Here is a 21,665-nt window from a genome sequence, read left to right on the forward strand (position 1 = left end):
GAGCGTAATTTTTTCTGCACAAAGCGGCGATTAGGCCGACTCGGTCAAACTCATCAGGCTGGCATTACCGCCGGCAGCGGTAGTGTTGACGCTGATAGCGCGTTCGGCAACCAACCGTGCCAAGTTGTATTGCCCATCCTCCTCCGCTAACAACAACGGTACGCGTGCGCCATCGCGGGCCGCTAATGCCTTACGCAATGCTTGTGCCTCACTCTGGTTACCAGAGAATAATACTGCACTCACGTCTTCTGCTTTTAAGGCAAAGGCATCAATCGCCAAACCTAAACTATCAGGCAAGCGCGGTAACAAGGTCTGTGCTGCGGCGTTATCTGCAATTCGCACCCGATTGCCGGTGGCAAAGGCTGCGATTAGCTGCATGGCTAATGCGCGTGCGCTGTCAGCGATACATGATACGGTGCCGCGTGGAGCAAAATGCAGGCTGTTGCGTTCCCCTGTTGGGCCGGGTAACAGCATGTCGCGTTCCAACAGGCTGAGCTGTTGGCAGGTTTGCAACCACTGAGCTAACCGTGTTTTATCCTGTTGCAACTCTGGGACACTGGTTAATGCGGCGAATAAGTGATCCAGTCGTGCCGACTGTGCGCCAGTTTGCGCCAGATTGGCTGGGGCTTGCCATTGTGCGGCGCGGGTCAGACGTTGCAGATAGAACGGGCCACCAGCTTTCGGGCCAGTACCCGACAAGCCTTCACCACCGAACGGTTGCACACCCACAACAGCACCGACAATATTACGATTGACATAAATATTACCAACATGGGCAGTGCTGGTGATTAAGTCGATGGTTTCATCAATGCGGCTGTGAATACCAAGGGTGAGACCATAACCAGTGGCGTTGATGTCGCGAATCAGCTGGGGCAGTTCGCGGCTTTGGAAACGGACAATATGTAAGACAGGGCCGAATACTTCGCGTTTGAGCTCGCGAATGCTGTCAATTTCAAACAGCGTCGGGGCAATAAAACTGCCTTCGCTACATTCGCTTGGTAACGCGATTTGGTACATCCATTTGGCAGTGCGCTGCATCTGGCTGATATGGCCGAGCAATTGCTGTTGTGCTTCGCGGTCGATCACGGGGCCAACATCGGTACTGAGCCGGTTTGGATTCCCGACGCGTAATTCATCCATCGCCCCTTTCAGCATGGTGATAACGCGATCAGCAATATCTTCTTGCAGACACAAAATGCGTAAGGCGGAACAACGCTGGCCGGCAGAATCAAAAGCCGAGCTTAACACATCGGTAACAACCTGCTCTGGCAAGGCCGAGCTATCGACAATCATCGCATTTTGGCCGCCGGTTTCGGCAATCAACGCCACATCATGCGCATGTTTGGCTACGGCGCGGGAAATGATTTGAGCGACTTCTGTTGAACCCGTGAAGATTACGCCCTGTACCCGTGGGTCGCTGCTGAGTGCGGCCCCGACGGTTTCACCACGACCGGGCAGAAATTGCACGACATCGTGTGGAATGCCTGCTTGGTGCATCAGGCGCACCGCATGGGCAGCAATTAAAGCAGTTTGTTCAGCAGGTTTGGCTAAAACGGGGTTGCCAGCGGCAATGGCAGCAATCACTTCACCGACGAAAATCGCCAGCGGGAAATTCCACGGGCTAATCGCCACCACCGGCCCAACTGCTGGGGTGCGTTCTGGCGAGAACACAATGCCATCGCCCCCACGAATTTGTAAGGCATAGTAGCGGCAAAAATCGACCGCTTCGCGCACTTCGGCCACCGCATTGGCAAAGGTTTTACCCGCTTCGCGGACGGCCAAGGCAAGGAAGCTGCTGCGCTGTGCTTCTAATTGATCGGCAAAGGCTTCGATTACATTGGCGCGCTCAATCGGTGAAGTTGCGGCCCAACGACCTGCGGCGGCAGTTGCTGCGCTCAGCGCGTGTTCCACATCGTCTAATTCGGCTTCAATAACGCGGCCAACGATGTCGCTATGTTGCGCTGGATTGAGCACGGGCAAGGCAGTGGGATGATTGCTTGGTTGACCAGCGATGATAGGGCAGGCTAACCAATCTTGATGACCATGTTCGGTCAATGCTTGGTCGAGTTCGTTCAACGCGACTTCCGAGGCTAAGTCCAAGCCATTCGAGTTCAACCGTTGTGCACCATACAGCTGTGGTGGTAGGGCAATACGCGGATGGGGGCTGCCCGCCAGTTGTTTGGCTTGTGCCACCGGATCGGCAACCAATTCATCTATCGACACCGATTCATCGACGATGCGGTTGACGAATGAGCTATTGGCGCCGTTTTCTAACAACCGCCGGACTAAATAAGCCAATAGGGTTTCATGTGAACCGACTGGGGCATAGATCCGGCAGGCGCGGTTGAGTTTATCTTGGCCGACCACTTGATCGTATAGGGTTTCGCCCATGCCATGTAAACATTGGAATTCAAACTCTTTGCCCTGACCCAAATGCCAGATGGCAGACAACGAATAGGCATTGTGTGTGGCAAATTGTGGGTAGATGGCATCTTGTGCTGCCAGTAATTTTTTCGCGCAAGCAATATACGACACATCGGTATACACCTTGCGGGTGTAGACGGGATAGCCACTGAGCCCATCGACTTGGGCGCGTTTAATTTCCGCATCCCAATACGCGCCTTTGACCAAGCGCACCATAAAACGATGGCCGGTTTTCCGTGCCAGCTCGATTAACCAATCAATGACAAAGGGGCAGCGTTTCTGATACGCCTGCACCACAATCCCAATTCCATCCCAACCAGCCAGCTCGTCATCGTGGGCGATGGCTTCGATTAAATCCAACGACAGTTCAAGGCGGTCGGCTTCTTCAGCATCAATATTGAGACCGATATTGTATTTTTTGGCTAATACGAATAGGGCTTTTAAGCGTGGCAGCAATTCTTGTAAAGCGCGGTCACGTTGAGCGCGGCTATAACGCGGGTGGATCGCCGACAGTTTCACCGAGATGCCGGGGCCTTCAATAATGCCTCGGCCATTCGCCGCCTTACCAATCGCATGAATGGCCGTTTCGTAGTCTTTCATATAACGCTGAGCATCGGCTTCGGTCATGGCGGCTTCGCCAAGCATATCGTAACTAAAACGATAACCTCGGGCTTCACGCTCACGGCCATTGGCCAGCGCCTCGTCAATGGTCTCACCAGTGACAAATTGCTTGCCCAGCATCCGCATTGCCAAGTCAACCCCTTTGCGAATCAGCGGTTCCCCACCTTTGGCAATCAGGCGCGATAAGGAATGGGAGAGTCCGGCTTCGTTATGGGTATTGACCAGCTTACCCGTAATCACCAACCCCCATGTGGCTGCATTCACAAATAACGATTGGCTCTGGCCCAAGTGGGCGCCCCAATCGCCTTTAGAAATTTTGTCGCGAATCAGCTTGTCGGCAGTCGCTTGATCGGGAATTCGCAACAGGGCTTCGGCCAAGCACATCAAGGCCACCCCTTCTTGACTCGACAGTGAAAATTCATGCATCAGTGCATCGACGCCGCTGGCGCGGGTCCGTTTATGGCGGACATCGCTCACCAGTTTTTTCGCCAACGCTTGGATCCCTTTAATCTCACCAGCGGGAATATCGGCTTGGCTCAACAGACTGCGAACACATTCGCCTTCATCGCGTCGCCATGCGGCGGTGATGGCATGACGGCTTGGGGTTTGGGGTAGGGCAAGCGTTGGAAAAGACATGATTTTGATGCTCCATCGAATTCGAGATTTTTGACAATAATATTCGATGTAATGCAATATATCAGACCATATTAAGACAAAATCGCAAGATAAAAATCTAGTTTTTTGCTTTTTTGTAGATACTAAAACTTTTCGCGTTGCAACATTCGTGTAAAGACAGGGAAAAAAGCATATAATGCTAAAAGCATGGCAAACAACTAGCGATAACTTCTGTACCTTAGCTCTAACTCAGTGAAAAAACCATGAAGCGAAATCGAAATAAAAAACCCCTCGATCTGATCGACCGTAAAATTTTGGCTGTCTTACAACACAACGCCAAAATTTCTAATGTTGATTTAGCCGATCGTGTTCATCTGAGCCCCACACCCTGTCTGGAGCGGGTGAAGCGTTTGGAGTCGGAAGGGTATATCCGCGACTATGTCACCCGCCTCAATCCCCATCTGCTCGACGCTGGGATGTTGGTTTATCTGGAGGTCACGCTGACCAGTACCAGCTCTGAGGTATTAGAAGAATTTAATCGCGCCGTTCAAACCATCCCCGAGATTCTGGAATGTCACATGGTGGCGGGTGGCTTTGACTACTTATTAAAGATCCGCGTCAACGATATTCAAGCATTTCGTGTGCTGTTGGGCGATATGTTGAGCTCGCTGCCGCATGTGCGCGAAACCCACACTTATGTGGTGATGGAGGAAGTGAAAGAACAAACTAGCCTCCCCATCAAAACGTGAGTTTGGCATGTTTTTTAGAATTCTCGAAATTTTATTTCCTGTGTTGTCGATTATTGCTATCGGCACCTTGTATGGCCGCTTCCGCCGCCCCGATATGTTGGCAGCAAACCAACTGAACATGGATTTATTCGTGCCTGCGCTGGTGTTTGCTGCGTTGGCGAGTAAAGATTTTCATGTGATGGCCTATTTGCCCCTCGCCGCTGCCGCAACGGCTGTTGTATTAGGCTCTGGGCTATTGGCATGGCCGGTGGCGCGCCTGTTAGGGCTCGATTGGCGTACCTTCGTCCCACCCATGATGTTCAACAACACCGGCAATATGGGGATTCCAGTGATGGTGTTGGCGTTTGGTAGTCAATGGCTGCCGGGGGCGGTGATTGTCTTTTTAGTCGAAATGGTGTTGCACTTCTCGCTTGGTCTGTGGATGTTAGACCACAAAACCAAATTATTCGCCCTGTTTAAACAGCCCGTGATTCTGGCCACGATATTTGGCTTGGTGGTCAGCTTGGGGCAAATCTCTCTTCCCGCACCATTGCAAATCGCCCTGAAAATGTTGGGAGATATTTCCATCCCCTTGATGTTATTTGCGCTTGGGGTACGGATGGCTGGCATTTCTTTTGCCGATTGGAAAATCGGAGTGATTGGCGGCATCTTGTGTCCGTTGTCGGGGGCGATGGTGGCTGGGCTATGGTTACAGGCTTTTCCATTGCCACCAATGCAAGAAGCTTTGCTGTGGGTGTTTGCGGTGTTACCGCCGGCAGTGTTGAACTACTTGGTTGCGGAACGCTATCAACAAGAGCCGGCTCGTGTGGCATCGATTGTGCTCATTGGCAACAGTTTGTCGGTTTTTTCGTTGGCAATTGTTTTATATTTGGTTTTACCACACTAGATTTTGTTTGTTGCAACATAATCTTGCATACGAGATGAAAAGCGCTGTGCTAAAATTCGCCGATTTTTCAACGCACTGAAGCTTCCATGTCTCGCAACCTTCGCAATATCGCTATTATCGCTCACGTTGACCACGGTAAAACTACTTTGGTTGACCAACTGCTACGCCAATCCGGCACTTTCCGTGACCATCAACAAGTTGATGAACGGGTGATGGACAGCAACGACCTCGAAAAAGAACGGGGTATCACGATTCTGGCAAAGAACACTGCCATCGAATATCAAGGCACGCATATCAATATCGTGGACACCCCCGGACACGCCGACTTTGGCGGTGAGGTTGAGCGGGTGTTGGGGATGGTTGATGGTGTGTTGCTGTTGGTCGATGCCCAAGAAGGCCCGATGCCACAAACCCGTTTTGTGACGAAAAAAGCCTTGGCTTTGGGTCTGCGCCCTATCGTGGTAATTAACAAAATCGACCGTCCCGGTGCGCGTCCTGACTGGGTTGTCGATCAAACTTTCGACCTGTTCGACAAGCTCGGCGCCACCGATGAACAGCTCGATTTCCCTATCGTGTATGCTTCTGGCCTCAATGGTTTTGCCAAACTCGAATTAGAAGACGAATCAACCGATATGCGTCCGCTGTTCGAGGTGATTCTCGAGCATGTGCCTACCCCACCCGGCGATGCTGAAGCGCCGTTACAACTGCAAATTTCTGCTTTGGATTATTCCACCTACACTGGCCGCTTAGGCGTGGGCCGTGTGTTGAATGGTCGCATCAAACCCGGTCAAGCCGTGGTGGTGATGAACCACGAAGACCAAGTGGCACAAGGCCGGATTAACCAAGTGTTGGGTTTCAAAGGCCTCGAACGCGTTCCTGTCGAACAAGCCGAGGCTGGTGACATTATTATCATCTCTGGTGTGGAAGACATCGGGATTGGTGTCACCATCTGTGACCGTGAACAGCCTGTTGGCTTGCCAATGTTGTCGGTGGACGAACCTACGCTGACGATGGACTTTATGGTCAACACCTCGCCTTTGGCCGGTACCGAAGGTAAATTCGTCACCAGCCGTCAAATCCGTGATCGTCTGCAAAAAGAATTGCTGACCAACGTGGCTTTGCGTGTTGAAGAAACCGGCGACGCGGATATTTTCCGTGTGTCTGGCCGTGGCGAATTGCATCTGACCATTCTGTTAGAAAATATGCGCCGTGAAGGTTTTGAGATGGCCGTCGGTAAGCCACGTGTGGTTTACAAAGAAATCAATGGCGAGAAATGCGAACCATACGAAAACTTGACCATCGACTTGGAAGATAACCACCAAGGCGCAGTGATGGAAGAAATTGGTCGCCGCCGTGGTGAGTTGACCAATATGGAATCGGACGGTAATGGCCGCACACGTCTTGAATATCATATTCCTGCCCGTGGTTTGATTGGTTTCCAATCCGATTTCTTGACCATGACGCGCGGCACTGGTTTGATGAGCCATGTGTTTGATGATTACGGTCCGGTGAAACCAGATTTGCCCGGCCGTCACAATGGCGTGTTGATTTCGCAAGAAAACGGCGAAGCCGTGGCTTATGCTTTGTGGAACTTAGAAGACCGTGGCCGGATGTTTGTTAGCCCGGGTGAAAAGTTGTATGAAGGGATGATTATTGGGATTCACAGCCGTGAAAATGATTTGGTTGTGAACCCAATTAAAGGTAAGAAATTAACCAACGTTCGCGCATCTGGGACAGATGAAGCCGTTCGTTTGACCACACCGATCAAACTCACTTTAGAATCGGCAGTGGAGTTTATCGATGATGATGAACTGGTTGAAATCACACCTCAATCGATTCGTATTCGTAAGCGCTTGCTGAATGAACATGATCGTAAGAAATCTGTGCGTGGTTTGCTGTAATCGCTGATGCATGAGATGAAAGAGGGACGCGAAAGCGTCCCTTTTTTTACCTGTTTTTCATTGTTAAAACCATTTGTTCTTTTTTGTTGTGCTGCATATCCTAAACCACAGTTTAAGCGTAAGATGGCTTTCTTTGTTTAATCAGTAGAAGGTTATGCCTAATCTGACGCAAAATGTGAAAGAAAATGGGGTGACGTTGGCATTGTTGGCCTATGTCATTTGGGGCTTATTTCCCCTTTATTGGAAACCGCTTGCTGCTGTTCCCGCGCTGGAAATCCTTGCTCACCGCATTATCTGGTCTGCCCTGTTGTTATTCCTGATCTTGGGCTGGCGTAAGCAATGGGCGTGGCTGGCCCAACTTGACCGCAAAACCCTACAGGCTTTTGCTTTGTCTTCTGTTTTATTAGCAACGAACTGGCTGATTTACATTTGGGCGGTGAACGCGGGGCATGTGGTAGAGGCTAGTCTGGGCTATTTCATTACACCGCTGCTGAATGTGGCGTTGGGGGCAATCGTATTGAAAGAACGCCTGCGCCGGCCACAACAAATGGCGGTGTTATTGGCGATGATGGGCGTGGCGTGGATGGGCTGGCAAGCAGGTGTGCCGCCGTGGATTGCATTGGCGATTGCTGCGAGTTTTGGTGCGTATGGTTTGTTGCGTAAGGTTGCTCGGCTTGGTTCGTTAGAAGGATTGGCATTAGAAACATGGCTGATTGTTTTGCCGGCCTTGGCTTATTTGTTGTGGCAGGAATGGCAAGGCACAGCGATGTTTGGTGCGGCAGTGTCGTGGCAGGTGAATAGTTTATTGGTGGGGGCGGGTGTGGTGACAGCGGTGCCGTTGTTGCTGTTTGCCGCCGCCGCCCGACAGCTCGATTTAGCCACGTTGGGTTTATTGCAATATCTGTCACCAAGTATCCAATTTACCCTCGGTGTTTTGGTGTTTGGTGAGGGACTCGATGCAGGCCGGCTGACCGGTTTTGTCCTGATTTGGGCTGCTTTATTGGTATTTAGCGCCGAAGGATTATGGCGGCGGCGCTATGGATTTACTTAGTTTTTGCCTGTTGAATCCGCAGGCGGAACGGGTAGTTCCCTTGATGGGGGAGTGGGTTGAGTTCATCTTCAAAAGTATACACGCGTAATAGATATTTCCCCTCTTCCGGTAAGGTGCCCCACCAATCTCGGGTATCGGGCACCACCAGTGCACTTTTCTCAATCTGCCACAACAGAAAATACACGCGACTATCCGAGCCTTGTAGTGAAATGCGTAAGGCTTGCCCTTCTTGCCCTTGAAACGTGTAATCCTGAACCCGTCCTTGGCTCACATTGCCGCTGAGCTGCTGATTTTTCCCGACTTTGGGTAAACGCAGTGGTTTTTGCTGTGGCATGGCAACAATTTGCGGCGTCGGTGGTGTCGAAGTGGCAAGGGCGGTGGGGAGTGAGAACAGCATGGCTAAGCCACTGATGCAAAAGACACGATGCCACATAGCGATAATTCCCTTTTTGCCGTTGTCGTGATTGATACAATAAACGCGATAGCGCCGACATGACAAGCCATTAACCTCGAAAATAACGCTGCCCCAATCCTGCAATTCCTACCGCTGCTCGGACAAACGCATAACAACACCACATCAAACTGCGCTCTAGCCAATGTGCATGCCGTAGTCGTAGCAAGTGCACAGGGCGGCTATATTGTTCAATGCGTGTCACCACCCGATCACGCAAATGGTCGGCAAACAGATGGTTTTTGACTACCACATTGGCTTCTTGTGCCAACATCAAGCTAAAGGGATCGATATTGGATGAGCCGACTGTGGCCCATAAACCATCAACGATGGCCACTTTGGCATGTAAAAACCCCGCACGATATTCGTAAATTTCGACCCCCTCGCGCAAAAAATCACGAAACAACACACGGGTGGCATAGTAAAAAATCGCATGGTCAACTCGACCTTGCAGCAAAATTTTGACCTTCACTCCACGCTGTGCCGCATGTTTGATGGCGTGACGAAAGCGAAAGCCGGGTAAAAAATAGGCATTGGCAATGATGATTTCGCGGCGCGCGCTGTGAATTTCTTTGAGGTATTCAATTTCGATACTTTGCCGATGACGGACATTATCGCGGGTCAAAAACCGAACATTTAACTCACCAGCCGGCTGTTGTATGGGGACCAATCTTGGAACGGGGGCAATTGAACCGCGCAACCACCGTTCTCGCCGCCACATTTTTTTGATAGTTTGATAAATCGGCAACACAATCGGGCCACGTAGCCGCACGGCATAGTCATAACGCGGCAAAAAATGGGGTTCGGCATCATCCAAGTCGTGATGTAAATTGATGCCCCCCACAAAGGCAATCGTGCCGTCAATCATTGCCAATTTACGATGCAGACGGCGCAGGCGGTTGCGCCGTGGTAACCAACGTAGCCGCTCGGGGCGGAAAAATAAAAACTCGACGCCAGTGGCTTGAAAGCGTTGTTGCCATTGTTCAGGAAAATCACGCGAGCCAAACCCATCGACCAACACATAACAACGTACACCACGTTGTGCTGCCGCTGCCAAGGCCATTGCAATCGGCTGGCTGGCACTGTCGATTCGGAAAATATAGGTTTCGAGATGAATTTCCTGTGTGGCGTGCTCGATGGCGTGTAATAAAGCAGGAAAAAACTCGCTGCCGGTTTCGAGTAAATCAACCTGATTGCCAGAATACCAAGAATGAACCATCACAAAATCAGTGCAGATAAAGGCGAGGTAACAGTTCTGCCGCGAGGGGCAGATGATCGGAAAGGGCACCCCACGGTGCGCCGCGCAGCACTTCGGCATGATGTGGCACCAGACCACGCACATAAATGCGATCTAATGACAACAAGGGGAAACGTGCCGGAAAGCTACGGGCATAGTGACCGTGGAGATGGTGAAAAATTTCTTGCAAGCCAAGGTCTTCGCTCAGATGGTCGCAAGCTTCGCCACGCCAATCATTAAAATCCCCTGCCAAAATCAAAGCATGATCGGCAGGTACGGCGCGTTGAATATAGTCTTTTAATGCAGAAAATTGCTTGCGGCGGTCGCGTGCCAATAAATTGAGGTGAACACACAGCGCCGATACTGTTACCGGCCAGCGTGGTAGCTGTAATTCACAATGCAATAGGCCACGACTTTCAAAACGATTGACTGAAATATCAAGATTGCACCATTGCTGAATCGGGAAGCGCGATAAGATCGCGTTGCCATGATGACCGTGGGCATAGTGGGCATTTAAGCCATAGGCAACACGGTGTTGCAAACGGCGGGCGAGGTAGTGGTGCTGTGGCTCATGGGGCCAATCAGCAAAGCGCAAGGCGCGTTGGCCATGACGACCTTGCACTTCTTGTAAAAACAACACATCTGCGTTGAGTTGTTGCAAACTCTCGGCCATATTCGGCAACTGAAGGCGGCGGTTGAGCGGCGACATGCCTTTGTGGATATTGTATGAGGCAATTCGGAGAGGTTTTAGCATCGGGCACCGCGCGCAAAGTGATAGAGGCAAGATGATGGGCAATCTAGCACAACGCAAGGCCAACTCAAGCCCTCTATGCTTTTGCTATTGCCTTTCGTCTCTGTGCCGCTTTTGAACATAGGAAAACCAATATGGCAACTTTTGTCCCACATCTACAACATCCTATTATCAACCCTTTCCCCGGGATTCGAACATTAGAACAACAATTGGGGCATGCTGTTCCAACTCGTCTTGGTTCAAATGAAAGTCCCCCTTATCCAGCACATCCCGTAGCACAGCTTAATTTAGCCGACTGTGCGCCCTATTATCCCGACCCGTATGCCCGTGATTTGCGGCAACAACTGGCTGAACGATGGGGAACGAACGCCGACTGCATTGCGGTTGATGCAGGGGCGGATGCGCTGTTATTGCTGTTTTTGCGTCTGTTTTGCCAAGTGGGTGATGCGGTGGTGTTAACCGCAGGGAGTTATCCCACTTTCCCTTATTTTGCTCGCGGTTGTGGTGTGAGCTTATTTGAATATCCTTACCATCCTGAGACCCTGCAACACGATCTCACCGCTTTGGCGGCGGCGGCTGAGCAACATCAGGCCAAACTGGTGTATGTAGCCAATCCAGACAACCCCACCGGCTCGGTTTATTCTTTTGCTGAGATTGCCGCCTTCCGTGCCCGTTTACCGGCCGAGACCTTCTTGCTGCTTGATGAAGCGTATATCGATTTTTATCAAGATAGCGAACAAGGCACGATCTTGCCGAATACTGCGCGTGTTCGAACGTTTTCCAAAGCCTATGCTTTGGCTGGAATGCGTGTCGCTTATGTGTTGGCAGAGCCAGAAGTCATTGCTAAAGCAGATCAAATTCGCATCCAATTTGCCGTGTCTCATCCGGCACAGTTAGCCGCCTTGGCGGCGTTGGCTGATCCGGCGTGGTCGCGTGGTCTGGTTGCACATAGCATTGCCCTCCGCGATCAGCTGGCACAGGCGCTACAGCAACTCGATTACTGTGTGTTGCCTTCGGCAACTAATTTTGTTTGTGTGGTGTTGCCACAAGTCGAACAAGCACAGGCCATTCAGCGGCGATTGTGGCAAGACGGGATTGCAATTCATCGCCCTCCTCATCCTGCCAGTGCCCATCTCCTCCGCATCAGTGCTCATCCTGCTGCTTTAACCCCAGCGTTCTTATCCGTCTTTGCTGCTGCACAACGTGGGGCACTGTGATGCGTTGGCTAAAAACGGCGGCGGTGTTGGCATTATTTTCTAGCGTGGCGATAGCACAAACGACACCACCGCGTTTGGGGCTTGTACTGGGGGGCGGTGGTGCGCGTGGTTTTGCCCATTTGGGGGTGTTAAAACAGCTGGAAGCATGGCGGGTGCCGGTGGCGTGTATTGCGGGGACCAGCGCTGGTTCGCTGATTGGCGGTTTTTACGCCAGTGGAATGCCGTTGCCAGCGATGGAGCGTGCTTTTGCCACGGCGGATTGGGATGGCATTTTGTCGGGGCGGGTGCCGCGTGAACAAGTGCCATATCAACGCAAACGTGATGACTACAAAAATTATTTTGATGTTGTGCTTGGGGTGCGTAATTGGCAATTCCAATTTCCGCGTGGTGCCATCAATTCACAAAAAATTGATTTATTTATCCGTGAGTTAACCCGTGATGCTGAAGTGGCGGCCTTCGATCGTTTACCGATTCCGTTTGAAGCCGTCGCTACCGATTTAACCACGGGTGAAGCGGTGGTTTTTCGTGAGGGAAAACTGGCAACGGCATTGCGTGCCAGCATGGCGGTGCCGGGCTTGTTTGATCCGGTGGCGCAGGGTGACACCTTGTTGGTCGATGGCGGGTTGGCTCGCCAGTTGCCAATTGAAAATCTTAAGCAAAAACGCTGCGCCGACGTGTTGTTAGTGGTGGATGTTGGTTCAGACAATCTCGCCCCACAGCAAATTAAGACAGTGTTTGATGTGCTGGCGCAAACCACCAATGTCGGCATTATGCAGAACGTACGCCAGCAGCTGGCGTTGTTGACACCGGCAGACATGGTATTGCGTCCTGAGTTGGGGCCGTTGAGTGCTGCTGATTTCCGCAAAAGCACTGAATTTGCGCTGAAAGGCCAACAAGCGATTCAACCGCTGGCGGCAGCCTTGCAACGCTTTGCGGTGTCGCCAGAAGCCTATCAAGCTTGGAAACAACGCCGCGAACAATGGCAACCTCACGCGCCGCGTGTCGATCAAGTGGAAGTCAAGCCGTTAGACATTGCCAATCGGGAATGGATTAAACAGGCCTTGCCCGTGACAACTGGGCAGCCGTTAGATCAACCGCAGTTGCACCAGCAAATTGAACATTTATTTGCCAGTGGTGATTTTGACCGCTTGAATTATCGCCTCGATCAACGTGAGCAGCACAACATCCTCACCATTGAAGCACTTGAACGAGCACAAGCACCAAACTACCTGCGCTTTGGCTTATCGCTGCGTGCTGATACCGACGACAGCAGCGACTTTAATTTGTTATTCAGCCATCGCCGCATTTGGCTGAATGATGCCGGTGGCGAATGGCGTAATGAATTCGAGCTGGGGCGCGGTGGTGGTTTCTCGACTGAATGGTTCCAGCCTTTCAGCTACACCAGTCCCTATTTCTTTGCTTTGGGTGCGGGGCGCAATGCCGAGCCATTTAGTGTCTATGACATCGATGGCAATGAATACTCTCGCTATAACTTATATCGCAACTATCTGCGTGCCGAAGTCGGGGTTAATTTAGGTAATTATGGTGAATGGCGAACAGGGATTGAACGCAACCGGATCAGTGCCGAACGCAAAGTTGGCGACCCGAGTTTATTTGCTAATGAACGCGGTTGGTTAACCCAATTCTCTAGCCGCTTGTTGATCGATCAATTTGATAACCCACGCCTGCCGCGCCAAGGTTATTTTGTCAGTGCTGAGCTGGCGCATTTGCTTGGTGAAGACAGTACTGTGTTACGGGCTCGCGGAGATTGGGCACAGACTTGGGGCAAACAGACGTGGCGGTTAAGTGGCCGTTATGCACAACAATTTGGCCGTGCTGCCGAGGTCAATGCCTTTGCCTTGGGAGGCTTCTTGAATTTATCGGGGTTAAAACCGAAACAGCTGCTGGGTTCACGCTTAGCGTTTGCACGCCTAATGAGTTATCGCCAAATTGCTGCCATGTCACAACCGTTTGGCACCGGCTTGTATGCGGGTTTTTCCCTTGAAGCTGGGCGAGTGTGGGAAGGCCAAGGGCTGATTCAGGTTCGTGATGAGTGGATTCCAGCGGCATCGGCTTTTGTGGTAACCGATACCTTGCTTGGGCCGTTGTTCTTGGGCGTTGGACATGCCAAGGGTGGCGATGCCACGGGTTATCTCTATTTGGGGGTCGATTATTAAAGCCAACCGCGACCATAGGCGTGCCGCTGTGACAGTGGCCGCCACCAGCGGTATAGACTATGCACTGCTCCAACCAAAATTAACCCTGCATCAAACAGGTAATCCCACAGGTTTTGGGATTCTAATAACCCTAACTGCCATGCAATTAAGCCACACACCAAATACCAGCCAAGGCGATAGCCCAAGCTATGCCACAACAAAGCAACCGCAGCAACGGCAATAGCAAATGGGGTGTGATAACCGAGGCTATAACCATCCCACGGCACAAACCCCAACGCACTGCTATACAACACCAGCGCTGGCAATAACAAACCGATTAACCATTCTGGGCGTGTTAGGCCAGCAATTTCTCCTTGATAGTGATCGCGGGGTGGCTGACGCTGTAGGAATAACAATACCAACATGCTGCTGATACTCAAATCGCCCCACAGACCGCGCAACCAAGCTGCGATAGACAAACCCGCAATCGGTAGCGATAGTGCCAAGAGAAACACCACAAGACCAATGCCAAAGCGCACGACCACCGGGCTATGTTGCCGCAGGCCATAACTGCTTAAAGCGGCCAATAACCATGCTTGCCCAGCCAGCCCGACGGCATCAGTTAAAGAAAGCGGATTCAAGGCAGAGTCTCCTTGCCTGCTTGTAACCAAGCGCGGTTAAAGCGCACATGGCGAATTTCTTTGCGTTGCCATGTGTAGAGCAAATCAATCACCCCGTTATGTTGCAATAAGTAGGGATAAGAAAACTCGTCACCACTTGGGGTGCTGCTGCCGGCTAGGCTGCGGACAAATTCAAATTGTTCGCCGTTATCCGACAGAAAGGCCGCGAGATGATAGCGGCCACCGGTTGATGGGTTGGCCAGCAATAAAATTTTACCATCGTCTAATCGCACACTGGCTACCGCTGCATTAGGGTTATCGACATTGGTGGCCTGCGGGGGGCTCCATTTTTTGCCACCGTCGCGGCTGCTGACAAATTGCACTTTGCGGGTTTCCCCGCTGCTACGTAGCCAAGCCATCGCTTGTTGCCCATTGAGTGCAAGCGGGGCAGGTTGCAGGGTATCGACTGCCCGTAGAATCGCGCTCGAACCTTGGACCGTTCCTTTATCCAGTAATAAAAACTGTGGATACTTGTTCACAAACTCGTGATAAGCCGGCAGCAACACCCGACCATCTTGTAATGCGAGAGGTTGGGCGCGGGCGAGGGTGCTGATATTGAAAAAGGGACTGCTGATCAGGCGCTGTGCCGGTTGCCATGTTTTGCCCTGATCGTAGGAAATGCGATGGTTAAGCGCACTGCCGGCCCAACCGCCTAAACTGACCGAGACATAGACCAGATGCAACGCACCGTCTGAGCTGCTGTAGAGCACTGGGTTGCCAACTTTACGCACATAGCGTTGTGTTTGCTGCATCGTGCTCTGCCGGTCGGCTAATTTTTGTGGGGTTGACCAACTGACACCATCAAAGCGGCTTGACCAAATCGCAACGTCGGCGGCGCCTTCGCGGCTGCCAGCAAACCAAACAGCCAATAGCTGGCCCCCTTCTAGCGCCACCGCACTGGCGGCGTGAACCGAAGGTGAACCGCTGACGGTGGGCAAACTGGTTTCGCGATAGGTTGCAATGCGCTGCTCTGGGCTAAACGGAAAGTGAGCAGGTAAGGCCAACTGGTTGGTCTGGGTTTCTTGTCGCCACAACAACGGCGCTAAGCCACATACCAACAACAGAAGAAATAGAGGACGAATGCGCCAAGCGCGACGAGAAGAAGCAAACATGGGCCGCAGTGTAGCACAGCGTATTGCCGCACTGTTTTGTCAAAAAGCAGAAAAACCGAGGGGAATGTGTGGCTCCCCTCGGCTCATTTTCATTGCTGTTAAGTTCACCGGCGAAAAGCCGAGATTTTGTTAATTTTGTAATTCTGCTCTGTCGCGGAAATGTGCCAGTGCATCAGGATTGGCCAGCGCCCCCAAGTTGTGTACCGGTTCGTTGTGAATGACATTTTTTACTGCCAATTCAACGATTTTGCCGCTGATGGTTTTTGGAATATCAACCACCTGCAGAATCTTGGCTGGCACATGGCGTGGGCTGGCACCCTCACGAATTTGCTGTTTAATCCGTTGGCTGATGCTGTCGTCCAGTGCAATGCCCTCTCGCAATTTAACAAACAACACCACCCGTTCATCGCCATCCCAGCGTTGGCCGCAGGCCAAGGACTCTAACACTTCGTGGACTTGTTCGACTTGGCGATAAATTTCTGCTGTGCCGATACGGACACCACCCGGATTTAGCACTGCATCCGAACGGCCATAAATAATCATGCCATCGTGTTCGGTTAATTCAGCAAAGTCGCCATGACACCAAATATTGGCGAAACGGCCAAAATAGGCGCTGCGATATTTTTCGCCGGTGGGGTCATTCCAAAACGCGACGGGCATCGAAGGGAAAGGCTTGGTGCACACCAACTCGCCTTTTTCTTGCCGCACCGGTTGTCCTTGTTCATTAAAAATATCGACCGCCATTCCCAAACCACGGCATTGCAATTCGCCGCGATAAACCGGCAAATTGGCACAACCGAGGGCAAAGCACGACACAATATCGGTGCCACCAGAGATTGAGGCCAAATTGAGATCGGCTTTAATGTCGCGATAGACATAATCAAAGCCTTCAGCCACCAGTGGCGAACCGGTAGAGAAAATGGCGCGTAAAGCACTTAAATCGTGGGTTTGTGCGGGTTTTAAGCCCATTTTGGCCGCCGCATCAAGGTATTTCGCCGAGGTGCCGAAGTGGGTGCAATGTTCGGCTTGTGCGTAATCCCACAGCACATTACCACCGGCGGCAAACGGCGAACCATCGTATAACAATAGCGTGGCATCCGAAGCCAAACCCGACACCAACCAGTTCCACATCATCCAACCGCAGGTTGTGAAGTAAAACAGGCGGTCGCCTTCCCGCACATCAGCATGCAGTTGATGTTCTTTGACATGCTGTAATAGCGTGCCGCCGGCACCGTGGACAATACATTTTGGCTTGCCGGTGGTGCCGCTAGAAAACAGAATGTAGAGGGGGTGATTAAACGGCAAGCGGACAAACTCAATCTCACCTGCCGGATACGGGGCAAGGAAGTCATCCCAATTTTGCGCCCGTTCATCGCTGAAACCTGCCAGCGTGCCGTCATGGATATATGGCACGGTGATAATGCGGCTGACGGTTGGTAAACCGGCGGCAATCGCACTGACTTTGCTGGCAATATCAATTTTCTTGCCGTTATACCAATATCCATCTGGCACAAACCACACTTTTGGCTCGACCTGACCAAAACGATCAAGGGCACCATCCACCCCAAAATCAGGCGAACAAGACGACCAAATCGCCCCGATAGCACTGCTGGCCAACATGGCAACCAAGGTGGCTGGCATGTTCGGCATCATCCCCGCAACGCGGTCGCCGACACCCACCCCTTGCGCCCGTAAGGCTTGGGCCAATCGCGAAACGGCTGCATACAGTTCGGCATAACTCAGCTGGGTTTTGCACTGATCTTCACCCCAGAAAACCAAGGCCTGCCGTTCATCACGCCGCCGCAAGAGGTTCTCGGCAAAATTCAATTTGGCTTGGGGAAACCATTCCGCGCCGGGCATGGCCGTGGGTTGCCGTAAGCGCTCGCTGCCCATGTTCCCTATTATGCCAGTGAATTGCCAGACCTCTTGCCAAAAGGCTTCGCTGTCTTCGACACTCCAGCGGTGTAGGGCTTGGTAGTCAGCAAACTCACGCCGAGTGTGGCGGATAAATGCCGATAAACGAGTGGATTGAATATGTTCTGCGCTTGGCTGCCATAACGGGGCGGACATAGTAGGTTTCTCCTCCAATGAATCCTGCAATAGGGATTCGTCTCTTTTATTGTGTCTTGCGTTTTGCTAATAGCGCTTGGCTAACTTTGCTGGCTGGGGCGCGTTCGAGGGCTTGGCTGATAAAGGCGGTGGCATCTAATAAGCGTGTCAAATCAATCCCTGTTTCAACACCGAGCCCTTGGAACAACCACACCACATCTTCGGTTGCGACATTGCCCGAGGCGCCCTTGGCATAGGGACAGCCGCCCAAACCCGCAATCGAACTGTCAAACACGCGCACACCCATTTGATAGGCGGTGTAAATATTGGCAATCGCCATGCCGTAGGTGTCGTGGAAATGCCCCGCCAGTTTATCGGCAGGGACATGATCTAACACTGCATCTAACATCCGCGCCACATTAGCCGGATTGCCGCTGCCGATTGTGTCGCCGAGCGAAATTTCATAACAGCCCATGTCCAATAGCCGCTGGGCCACTTGTGCCACTTGGCTGGGGGCAATCTCACCTTCATACGGACAGCCGACCACACAAGAAACATAGCCGCGTACCCGAATGCCGGCTTGTTGGGCGCTGTGCATGATGGGTGAAAAGCGATCAAGGCTCTCACTGATTGAGCAGTTGATATTTTTTTGGCTGAACGATTCGCTGGCAGCGGCAAATACCGCGACTTCCTTCACTTCGGCGGCAAGTGCTTGTTCAAAGCCATATTGATTGGGGGTTAAGACTGGGTAGTTGATATTGCCATGTAAATCGAGTGCGGCTAACACCTCGTTGGTATCAGCCATTTGCGGTACCCACTTGGGCGAGACAAAACTGCCTGCTTCGATGGTATCGACACCGGCGGCGGCGAGGCGGCGAATCAGCTCGATTTTGACCTCGGTACTGATGCGCTGTTTTTCATTTTGTAAGCCATCGCGTGGCCCGACTTCGACAATTCTGACTCGCATAGTGAGTGGCTCCTGAAGGGAGGGTTAATCCGCCATAAAATCGACGAGGTCATCGCCATCACCGACTTGATCGCCGGCGGCAAAATAGAACTCTTGTACCACACCATCTGCTGGCGCAGAAATCGTGTGTTCCATCTTCATGGCTTCCAAAATCATCAACGGGCTGCCTTTTTCAATGCGGCTACCTACTTCGGCCAGCAAGGCCACCACGCGCCCGGGCATTGGCGCTTTTAAGTGGGTATCACCATGGACCCCTGCGGCATTGACTGCAAAGGGATTGTGGCGATTGACCGCGACGCGACGGGTGGCGCTGAACAAAACCCGCTGTGCCCCCTGTGCAAATACATCGACTTGGCGGCGATGACCGTTCAACGTGGCAATCAGGCGCGCCCCTTGACGTTCGGCGCTTAATTCAAAACGCTGTTGGTCAACAATGACACAAAATTGCCCGTTTTGTTGGCTGATTTGTACTGTCCAATGGCGATCAGCATCTTCAAGATCATCAAAACGCAGGCTGCGTTGTGCCACGCTATTGAGGCGCCAGCTGGCACGGCGGCTGTCGGGGTTGTCAGCTAACACTTCTGCGACAGCTAACAAGGCCAATTCTTCGGCACTGATCGCTGGTGGTGGGGTCAGTAAGGTATCTTGATAACGTGCAATCAGGCCGGTGTCTAAATCGGCAGTAGCAAACGCATGGTGGGTTACCAAACGATGTAAGAACGGCAAGTTAGTGGTTAAACCCACCACTTGGTATTCACTCAGCGCCCGTTCCATCCGCGCCAAAGCGGTCTCGCGGTTTTCGTCCCATACAATCAACTTGGCAATCATCGGATCGTAAAACGGGGTGATGGTGTCGCCTTCGACCACGCCGGTATCGACCCGTACATACGCCGATTCTGCCGGTGGGCGCAGGGTGTGTAAGGTACCGGTGGCAGGTAAAAAGCCTTTATAAGGGTCTTCAGCATAGACCCGCGCTTCGATTGCATGGCCGTGAATCACCAACTCTGCTTGCTGTTTTGGTAAGGTTTCCCCTGCTGCGACCCGCAATTGCCATTCCACTAAATCGAGTCCAGTGATCATTTCGGTCACGGGATGTTCGACTTGCAGCCGAGTGTTCATTTCCATGAAATAGAAACGGTCATCGGTGGTATCGACAATAAATTCCACCGTGCCGGCACCGACATAGTTCACGGCGCGTGCGGCCGCACAGGCGGCTTCACCCATATCGCGGCGGCGTGCCTCGCCCATATTCGGGGCAGGGGCTTCTTCTAATACTTTTTGATGACGACGTTGCACCGAGCAATCGCGTTCAAACAGATAAACGGTGTTGCCGTGAGTATCGGCAAACACTTGAATTTCGATGTGGCGCGGTTTTTGTAGGTATTTTTCCACCAACACATGGTCACTACCAAAGCTAGCACGTGCTTCACGTTGGCACGATTCGAGGGCGGCGATAAAGTCTTCTGACTTTTCAACAATCCGCATTCCCTTACCACCACCGCCGGCACTGGCCTTAATCAGCACCGGATAGCCCATTTGGTCGGCTTGTTGCCGCAGAAAATCGGGGGCTTGTTCATCGCCGTGATAACCGGGGACCAGTGGCACCCCGGCGGCTTCCATCAGTTTTTTGGCTTCTGATTTTGAACCCATTGCCGCAATTGCTGACACGGGTGGGCCAATAAAGACAATGCCTTCACGGGCACATGCTTCGGCAAAACCTTCATTTTCCGAGAGGAAACCATAACCGGGATGGACGGCTTGTGCGCCGGTGCGTTTGGCGACTTCGACAATACGCTCGGCTTGTAAATAGCTTTCAGCCGCTGGCGCACCGCCAATATGCACGGCTTCATCCGCAAGCCGCACGAAAAGCGCATCGCTGTCGGCATCAGAATACACGGCAACGGTGCGGATCCCCATGCGGCGTGCTGTTTTAATGACACGGCAAGCAATCTCACCACGGTTCGCAATTAAAATTTTTGTGAACATAACTGACAGTTCCTTACGCTAACCAAGCGGCAGGGCGCTTTTCAAAAAATGCGCTTAAGCCTTCACGGGCTTCTGCGGTGGCGCGAATCGCCGCAATACGTTGTGCGGTATCTTCTAACAAGTTGTCATCGAAGGGATGGCCTTGGCGCAAACCTTCTAACAAATCTTTGGCCGCATGTTGTGCCGCTGGGCCGCCTTTGAGCAGTTCTGCACACACGGTTTGTAAACGGCTATCGAGTGCCTCGGCCACCACGGTTTCATGGACTAAACCAATACGCATGGCGGTGGCAGCATCCATTCTTTCGGCAGACAAGAAATAGCGTCTGGCTTGTCGCCAGCCAATTGCATCTGCGACATACGGGCCAATCGTGGCGGGAATCAAACCAAGACGAACTTCAGACAGGGAAAAAACCGCTGCATCAGAGGCAATCGCGATATCGCATACGGCAGTTAAACCTGTGCCGCCCCCAAAGGCTGCGCCATGCACCCGCGCCACAGTCGGTTTTGGACAACGGTAGATGGTTTTCAACATGGTGGCTAATTTGTCGGCATCGGCTCGATTTTGCTCGATGGTGTAGCCAGCGGCGCGTTTCATCCAGTCCAAATCCGCCCCAGCAGAAAAACTTTTGCCACGGCCTGCCAACACGATGACACGTACACTGTCATCCTGTCCCAGTTGGCTAAACGCTTGTGTCAGTTCGCTAATCAGCGTTTCGTTAAAAGCATTGTGAAAGGCTGGCCGGTTCATCCAAACCGTCGCGATGGCATCGTCTTGGGTGATTTCGAGTGTTTCAAATGACATGATCGCCCTC

16 protein-coding genes are annotated in these 21,665 nt (G+C 52.0%); 6 read left to right on the plus strand and 10 right to left on the minus strand.

What is annotated here, in order from left to right:
- Positions 1 to 30 precede the first annotated feature (30 nt).
- Positions 31 to 3,681 carry a trifunctional transcriptional regulator/proline dehydrogenase/L-glutamate gamma-semialdehyde dehydrogenase gene (gene putA / locus ACYVJG_RS01845; protein WP_460429504.1) on the minus strand — a complete coding sequence of 1,217 codons (3,651 nt, stop codon included), beginning with the start codon at positions 3,679 to 3,681 and terminating at the stop codon, positions 31 to 33.
- Between the two features lie 242 nt (positions 3,682 to 3,923).
- On the opposite strand from putA, the gene ACYVJG_RS01850 reads away from it, so the two are divergent.
- The 4 genes from ACYVJG_RS01850 (at position 3,924) to rarD (ending at position 8,247) form a co-directional block, all read left to right on the plus strand.
- Positions 3,924 to 4,409, plus strand: coding sequence for an Lrp/AsnC ligand binding domain-containing protein (locus tag ACYVJG_RS01850; RefSeq protein WP_460429505.1), 486 nt, complete (start codon positions 3,924 to 3,926; stop codon positions 4,407 to 4,409).
- A 7-nt stretch (positions 4,410 to 4,416) separates the two neighbouring features.
- A complete protein-coding gene (locus tag ACYVJG_RS01855) occupies positions 4,417 to 5,295 on the plus strand; it encodes an AEC family transporter (protein ID WP_460429506.1) in 879 nt (292 codons plus the stop codon).
- An 86-nt stretch (positions 5,296 to 5,381) separates the two neighbouring features.
- On the plus strand, positions 5,382 to 7,196 hold the full coding sequence (gene typA / locus ACYVJG_RS01860; protein WP_460429507.1) for a translational GTPase TypA: 1,815 nt from the start codon (positions 5,382 to 5,384) through the stop codon (positions 7,194 to 7,196).
- A gap of 154 nt (positions 7,197 to 7,350) precedes the next feature.
- Positions 7,351 to 8,247, plus strand: coding sequence for an EamA family transporter RarD (gene rarD, locus ACYVJG_RS01865; protein ID WP_460429508.1), 897 nt, complete (start codon positions 7,351 to 7,353; stop codon positions 8,245 to 8,247).
- On the opposite strand, the gene ACYVJG_RS01870 is transcribed toward rarD, so the two are convergent.
- The 3 genes from ACYVJG_RS01870 to ACYVJG_RS01880 all read right to left on the minus strand — a co-directional run bounded on the left by ACYVJG_RS01870 (position 8,240) and on the right by ACYVJG_RS01880 (position 10,689).
- The gene (locus ACYVJG_RS01870) at positions 8,240 to 8,680 is read right to left on the minus strand and encodes a hypothetical protein (RefSeq protein ID WP_460429509.1); all 441 of its coding nucleotides are present in this window, start codon (positions 8,678 to 8,680) and stop codon (positions 8,240 to 8,242) included. The two genes, rarD and ACYVJG_RS01870, sit on opposite strands and share 8 nt — an antisense overlap.
- 70 nt (positions 8,681 to 8,750) lie before the next feature.
- Positions 8,751 to 9,917 carry a cardiolipin synthase ClsB gene (gene clsB / locus ACYVJG_RS01875; protein WP_460429510.1) on the minus strand — a complete coding sequence of 389 codons (1,167 nt, stop codon included), beginning with the start codon at positions 9,915 to 9,917 and terminating at the stop codon, positions 8,751 to 8,753.
- Between the two features lie 7 nt (positions 9,918 to 9,924).
- On the minus strand, positions 9,925 to 10,689 hold the full coding sequence (locus tag ACYVJG_RS01880) for an endonuclease/exonuclease/phosphatase family protein (RefSeq protein ID WP_460429511.1): 765 nt from the start codon (positions 10,687 to 10,689) through the stop codon (positions 9,925 to 9,927).
- A gap of 131 nt (positions 10,690 to 10,820) precedes the next feature.
- Here ACYVJG_RS01880 and ACYVJG_RS01885 point away from each other — a divergent pair, with 131 nt between their 5' ends.
- A complete protein-coding gene (locus ACYVJG_RS01885) occupies positions 10,821 to 11,903 on the plus strand; it encodes a pyridoxal phosphate-dependent aminotransferase (protein WP_460429512.1) in 1,083 nt (360 codons plus the stop codon).
- Positions 11,903 to 14,080: a patatin-like phospholipase family protein gene (locus ACYVJG_RS01890; RefSeq protein WP_460429513.1), complete on the plus strand. Its 2,178-nt coding sequence runs from the start codon at positions 11,903 to 11,905 to the stop codon at positions 14,078 to 14,080. The genes ACYVJG_RS01885 and ACYVJG_RS01890 overlap by 1 nt, the downstream gene beginning before the upstream one ends.
- Here ACYVJG_RS01890 and ACYVJG_RS01895 read toward each other — a convergent pair.
- The 6 genes from ACYVJG_RS01895 to ACYVJG_RS01920 form a co-directional block, all read right to left on the minus strand.
- Positions 14,077 to 14,700: a hypothetical protein gene (locus ACYVJG_RS01895; RefSeq protein WP_460429514.1), complete on the minus strand. Its 624-nt coding sequence runs from the start codon at positions 14,698 to 14,700 to the stop codon at positions 14,077 to 14,079. The two genes, ACYVJG_RS01890 and ACYVJG_RS01895, sit on opposite strands and share 4 nt — an antisense overlap.
- Positions 14,697 to 15,851 carry a sialidase family protein gene (locus tag ACYVJG_RS01900; RefSeq protein WP_460429515.1) on the minus strand — a complete coding sequence of 385 codons (1,155 nt, stop codon included), beginning with the start codon at positions 15,849 to 15,851 and terminating at the stop codon, positions 14,697 to 14,699. Before ACYVJG_RS01900 ends, ACYVJG_RS01895 begins: the two co-directional genes overlap by 4 nt.
- Before the next feature lie 129 nt (positions 15,852 to 15,980).
- Entirely contained in the window at positions 15,981 to 17,921 is a 1,941-nt protein-coding gene (locus ACYVJG_RS01905) for an acetoacetate--CoA ligase (protein ID WP_460429516.1), read from the minus strand.
- A gap of 46 nt (positions 17,922 to 17,967) precedes the next feature.
- Positions 17,968 to 18,867 (minus strand): hydroxymethylglutaryl-CoA lyase, encoded by a 900-nt coding sequence (locus ACYVJG_RS01910; protein ID WP_460429517.1) that lies wholly within the window; start codon positions 18,865 to 18,867, stop codon positions 17,968 to 17,970.
- Positions 18,868 to 18,891: 24 nt separating this feature from the next.
- Positions 18,892 to 20,853: an acetyl-CoA carboxylase biotin carboxylase subunit gene (locus ACYVJG_RS01915; protein WP_460429518.1), complete on the minus strand. Its 1,962-nt coding sequence runs from the start codon at positions 20,851 to 20,853 to the stop codon at positions 18,892 to 18,894.
- Positions 20,854 to 20,866: 13 nt separating this feature from the next.
- Complete coding sequence (locus ACYVJG_RS01920; protein WP_460429519.1) at positions 20,867 to 21,655, minus strand: enoyl-CoA hydratase/isomerase family protein; 789 nt, start codon at positions 21,653 to 21,655, stop codon at positions 20,867 to 20,869.
- Positions 21,656 to 21,665 lie beyond the last annotated feature (10 nt).

This window comes from Aquaspirillum soli (assembly GCF_054781915.1).

Excerpts from the sequence above, each read along its gene's own strand:
- putA (WP_460429504.1), bottom strand. The coding sequence starts at position 3,681 with ATGTCTTTTCCAACGCTTGCCCTACCCCAAACCCCAAGCCGTCATGCC.
- ACYVJG_RS01850 (WP_460429505.1), top strand. The coding sequence starts at position 3,924 with ATGAAGCGAAATCGAAATAAAAAACCCCTCGATCTGATCGACCGTAAA.
- ACYVJG_RS01855 (WP_460429506.1), top strand. The coding sequence starts at position 4,417 with ATGTTTTTTAGAATTCTCGAAATTTTATTTCCTGTGTTGTCGATTATT.
- typA (WP_460429507.1), top strand. The coding sequence starts at position 5,382 with ATGTCTCGCAACCTTCGCAATATCGCTATTATCGCTCACGTTGACCAC.
- rarD (WP_460429508.1), top strand. The coding sequence starts at position 7,351 with ATGCCTAATCTGACGCAAAATGTGAAAGAAAATGGGGTGACGTTGGCA.
- ACYVJG_RS01870 (WP_460429509.1), bottom strand. The coding sequence starts at position 8,680 with ATGTGGCATCGTGTCTTTTGCATCAGTGGCTTAGCCATGCTGTTCTCA.
- clsB (WP_460429510.1), bottom strand. The coding sequence starts at position 9,917 with ATGGTTCATTCTTGGTATTCTGGCAATCAGGTTGATTTACTCGAAACC.
- ACYVJG_RS01880 (WP_460429511.1), bottom strand. The coding sequence starts at position 10,689 with ATGCTAAAACCTCTCCGAATTGCCTCATACAATATCCACAAAGGCATG.
- ACYVJG_RS01885 (WP_460429512.1), top strand. The coding sequence starts at position 10,821 with ATGGCAACTTTTGTCCCACATCTACAACATCCTATTATCAACCCTTTC.
- ACYVJG_RS01890 (WP_460429513.1), top strand. The coding sequence starts at position 11,903 with ATGCGTTGGCTAAAAACGGCGGCGGTGTTGGCATTATTTTCTAGCGTG.
- ACYVJG_RS01900 (WP_460429515.1), bottom strand. The coding sequence starts at position 15,851 with ATGTTTGCTTCTTCTCGTCGCGCTTGGCGCATTCGTCCTCTATTTCTT.
- ACYVJG_RS01905 (WP_460429516.1), bottom strand. The coding sequence starts at position 17,921 with ATGTCCGCCCCGTTATGGCAGCCAAGCGCAGAACATATTCAATCCACT.
- ACYVJG_RS01910 (WP_460429517.1), bottom strand. The coding sequence starts at position 18,867 with ATGCGAGTCAGAATTGTCGAAGTCGGGCCACGCGATGGCTTACAAAAT.
- ACYVJG_RS01915 (WP_460429518.1), bottom strand. The coding sequence starts at position 20,853 with ATGTTCACAAAAATTTTAATTGCGAACCGTGGTGAGATTGCTTGCCGT.
- ACYVJG_RS01920 (WP_460429519.1), bottom strand. The coding sequence starts at position 21,655 with ATGTCATTTGAAACACTCGAAATCACCCAAGACGATGCCATCGCGACG.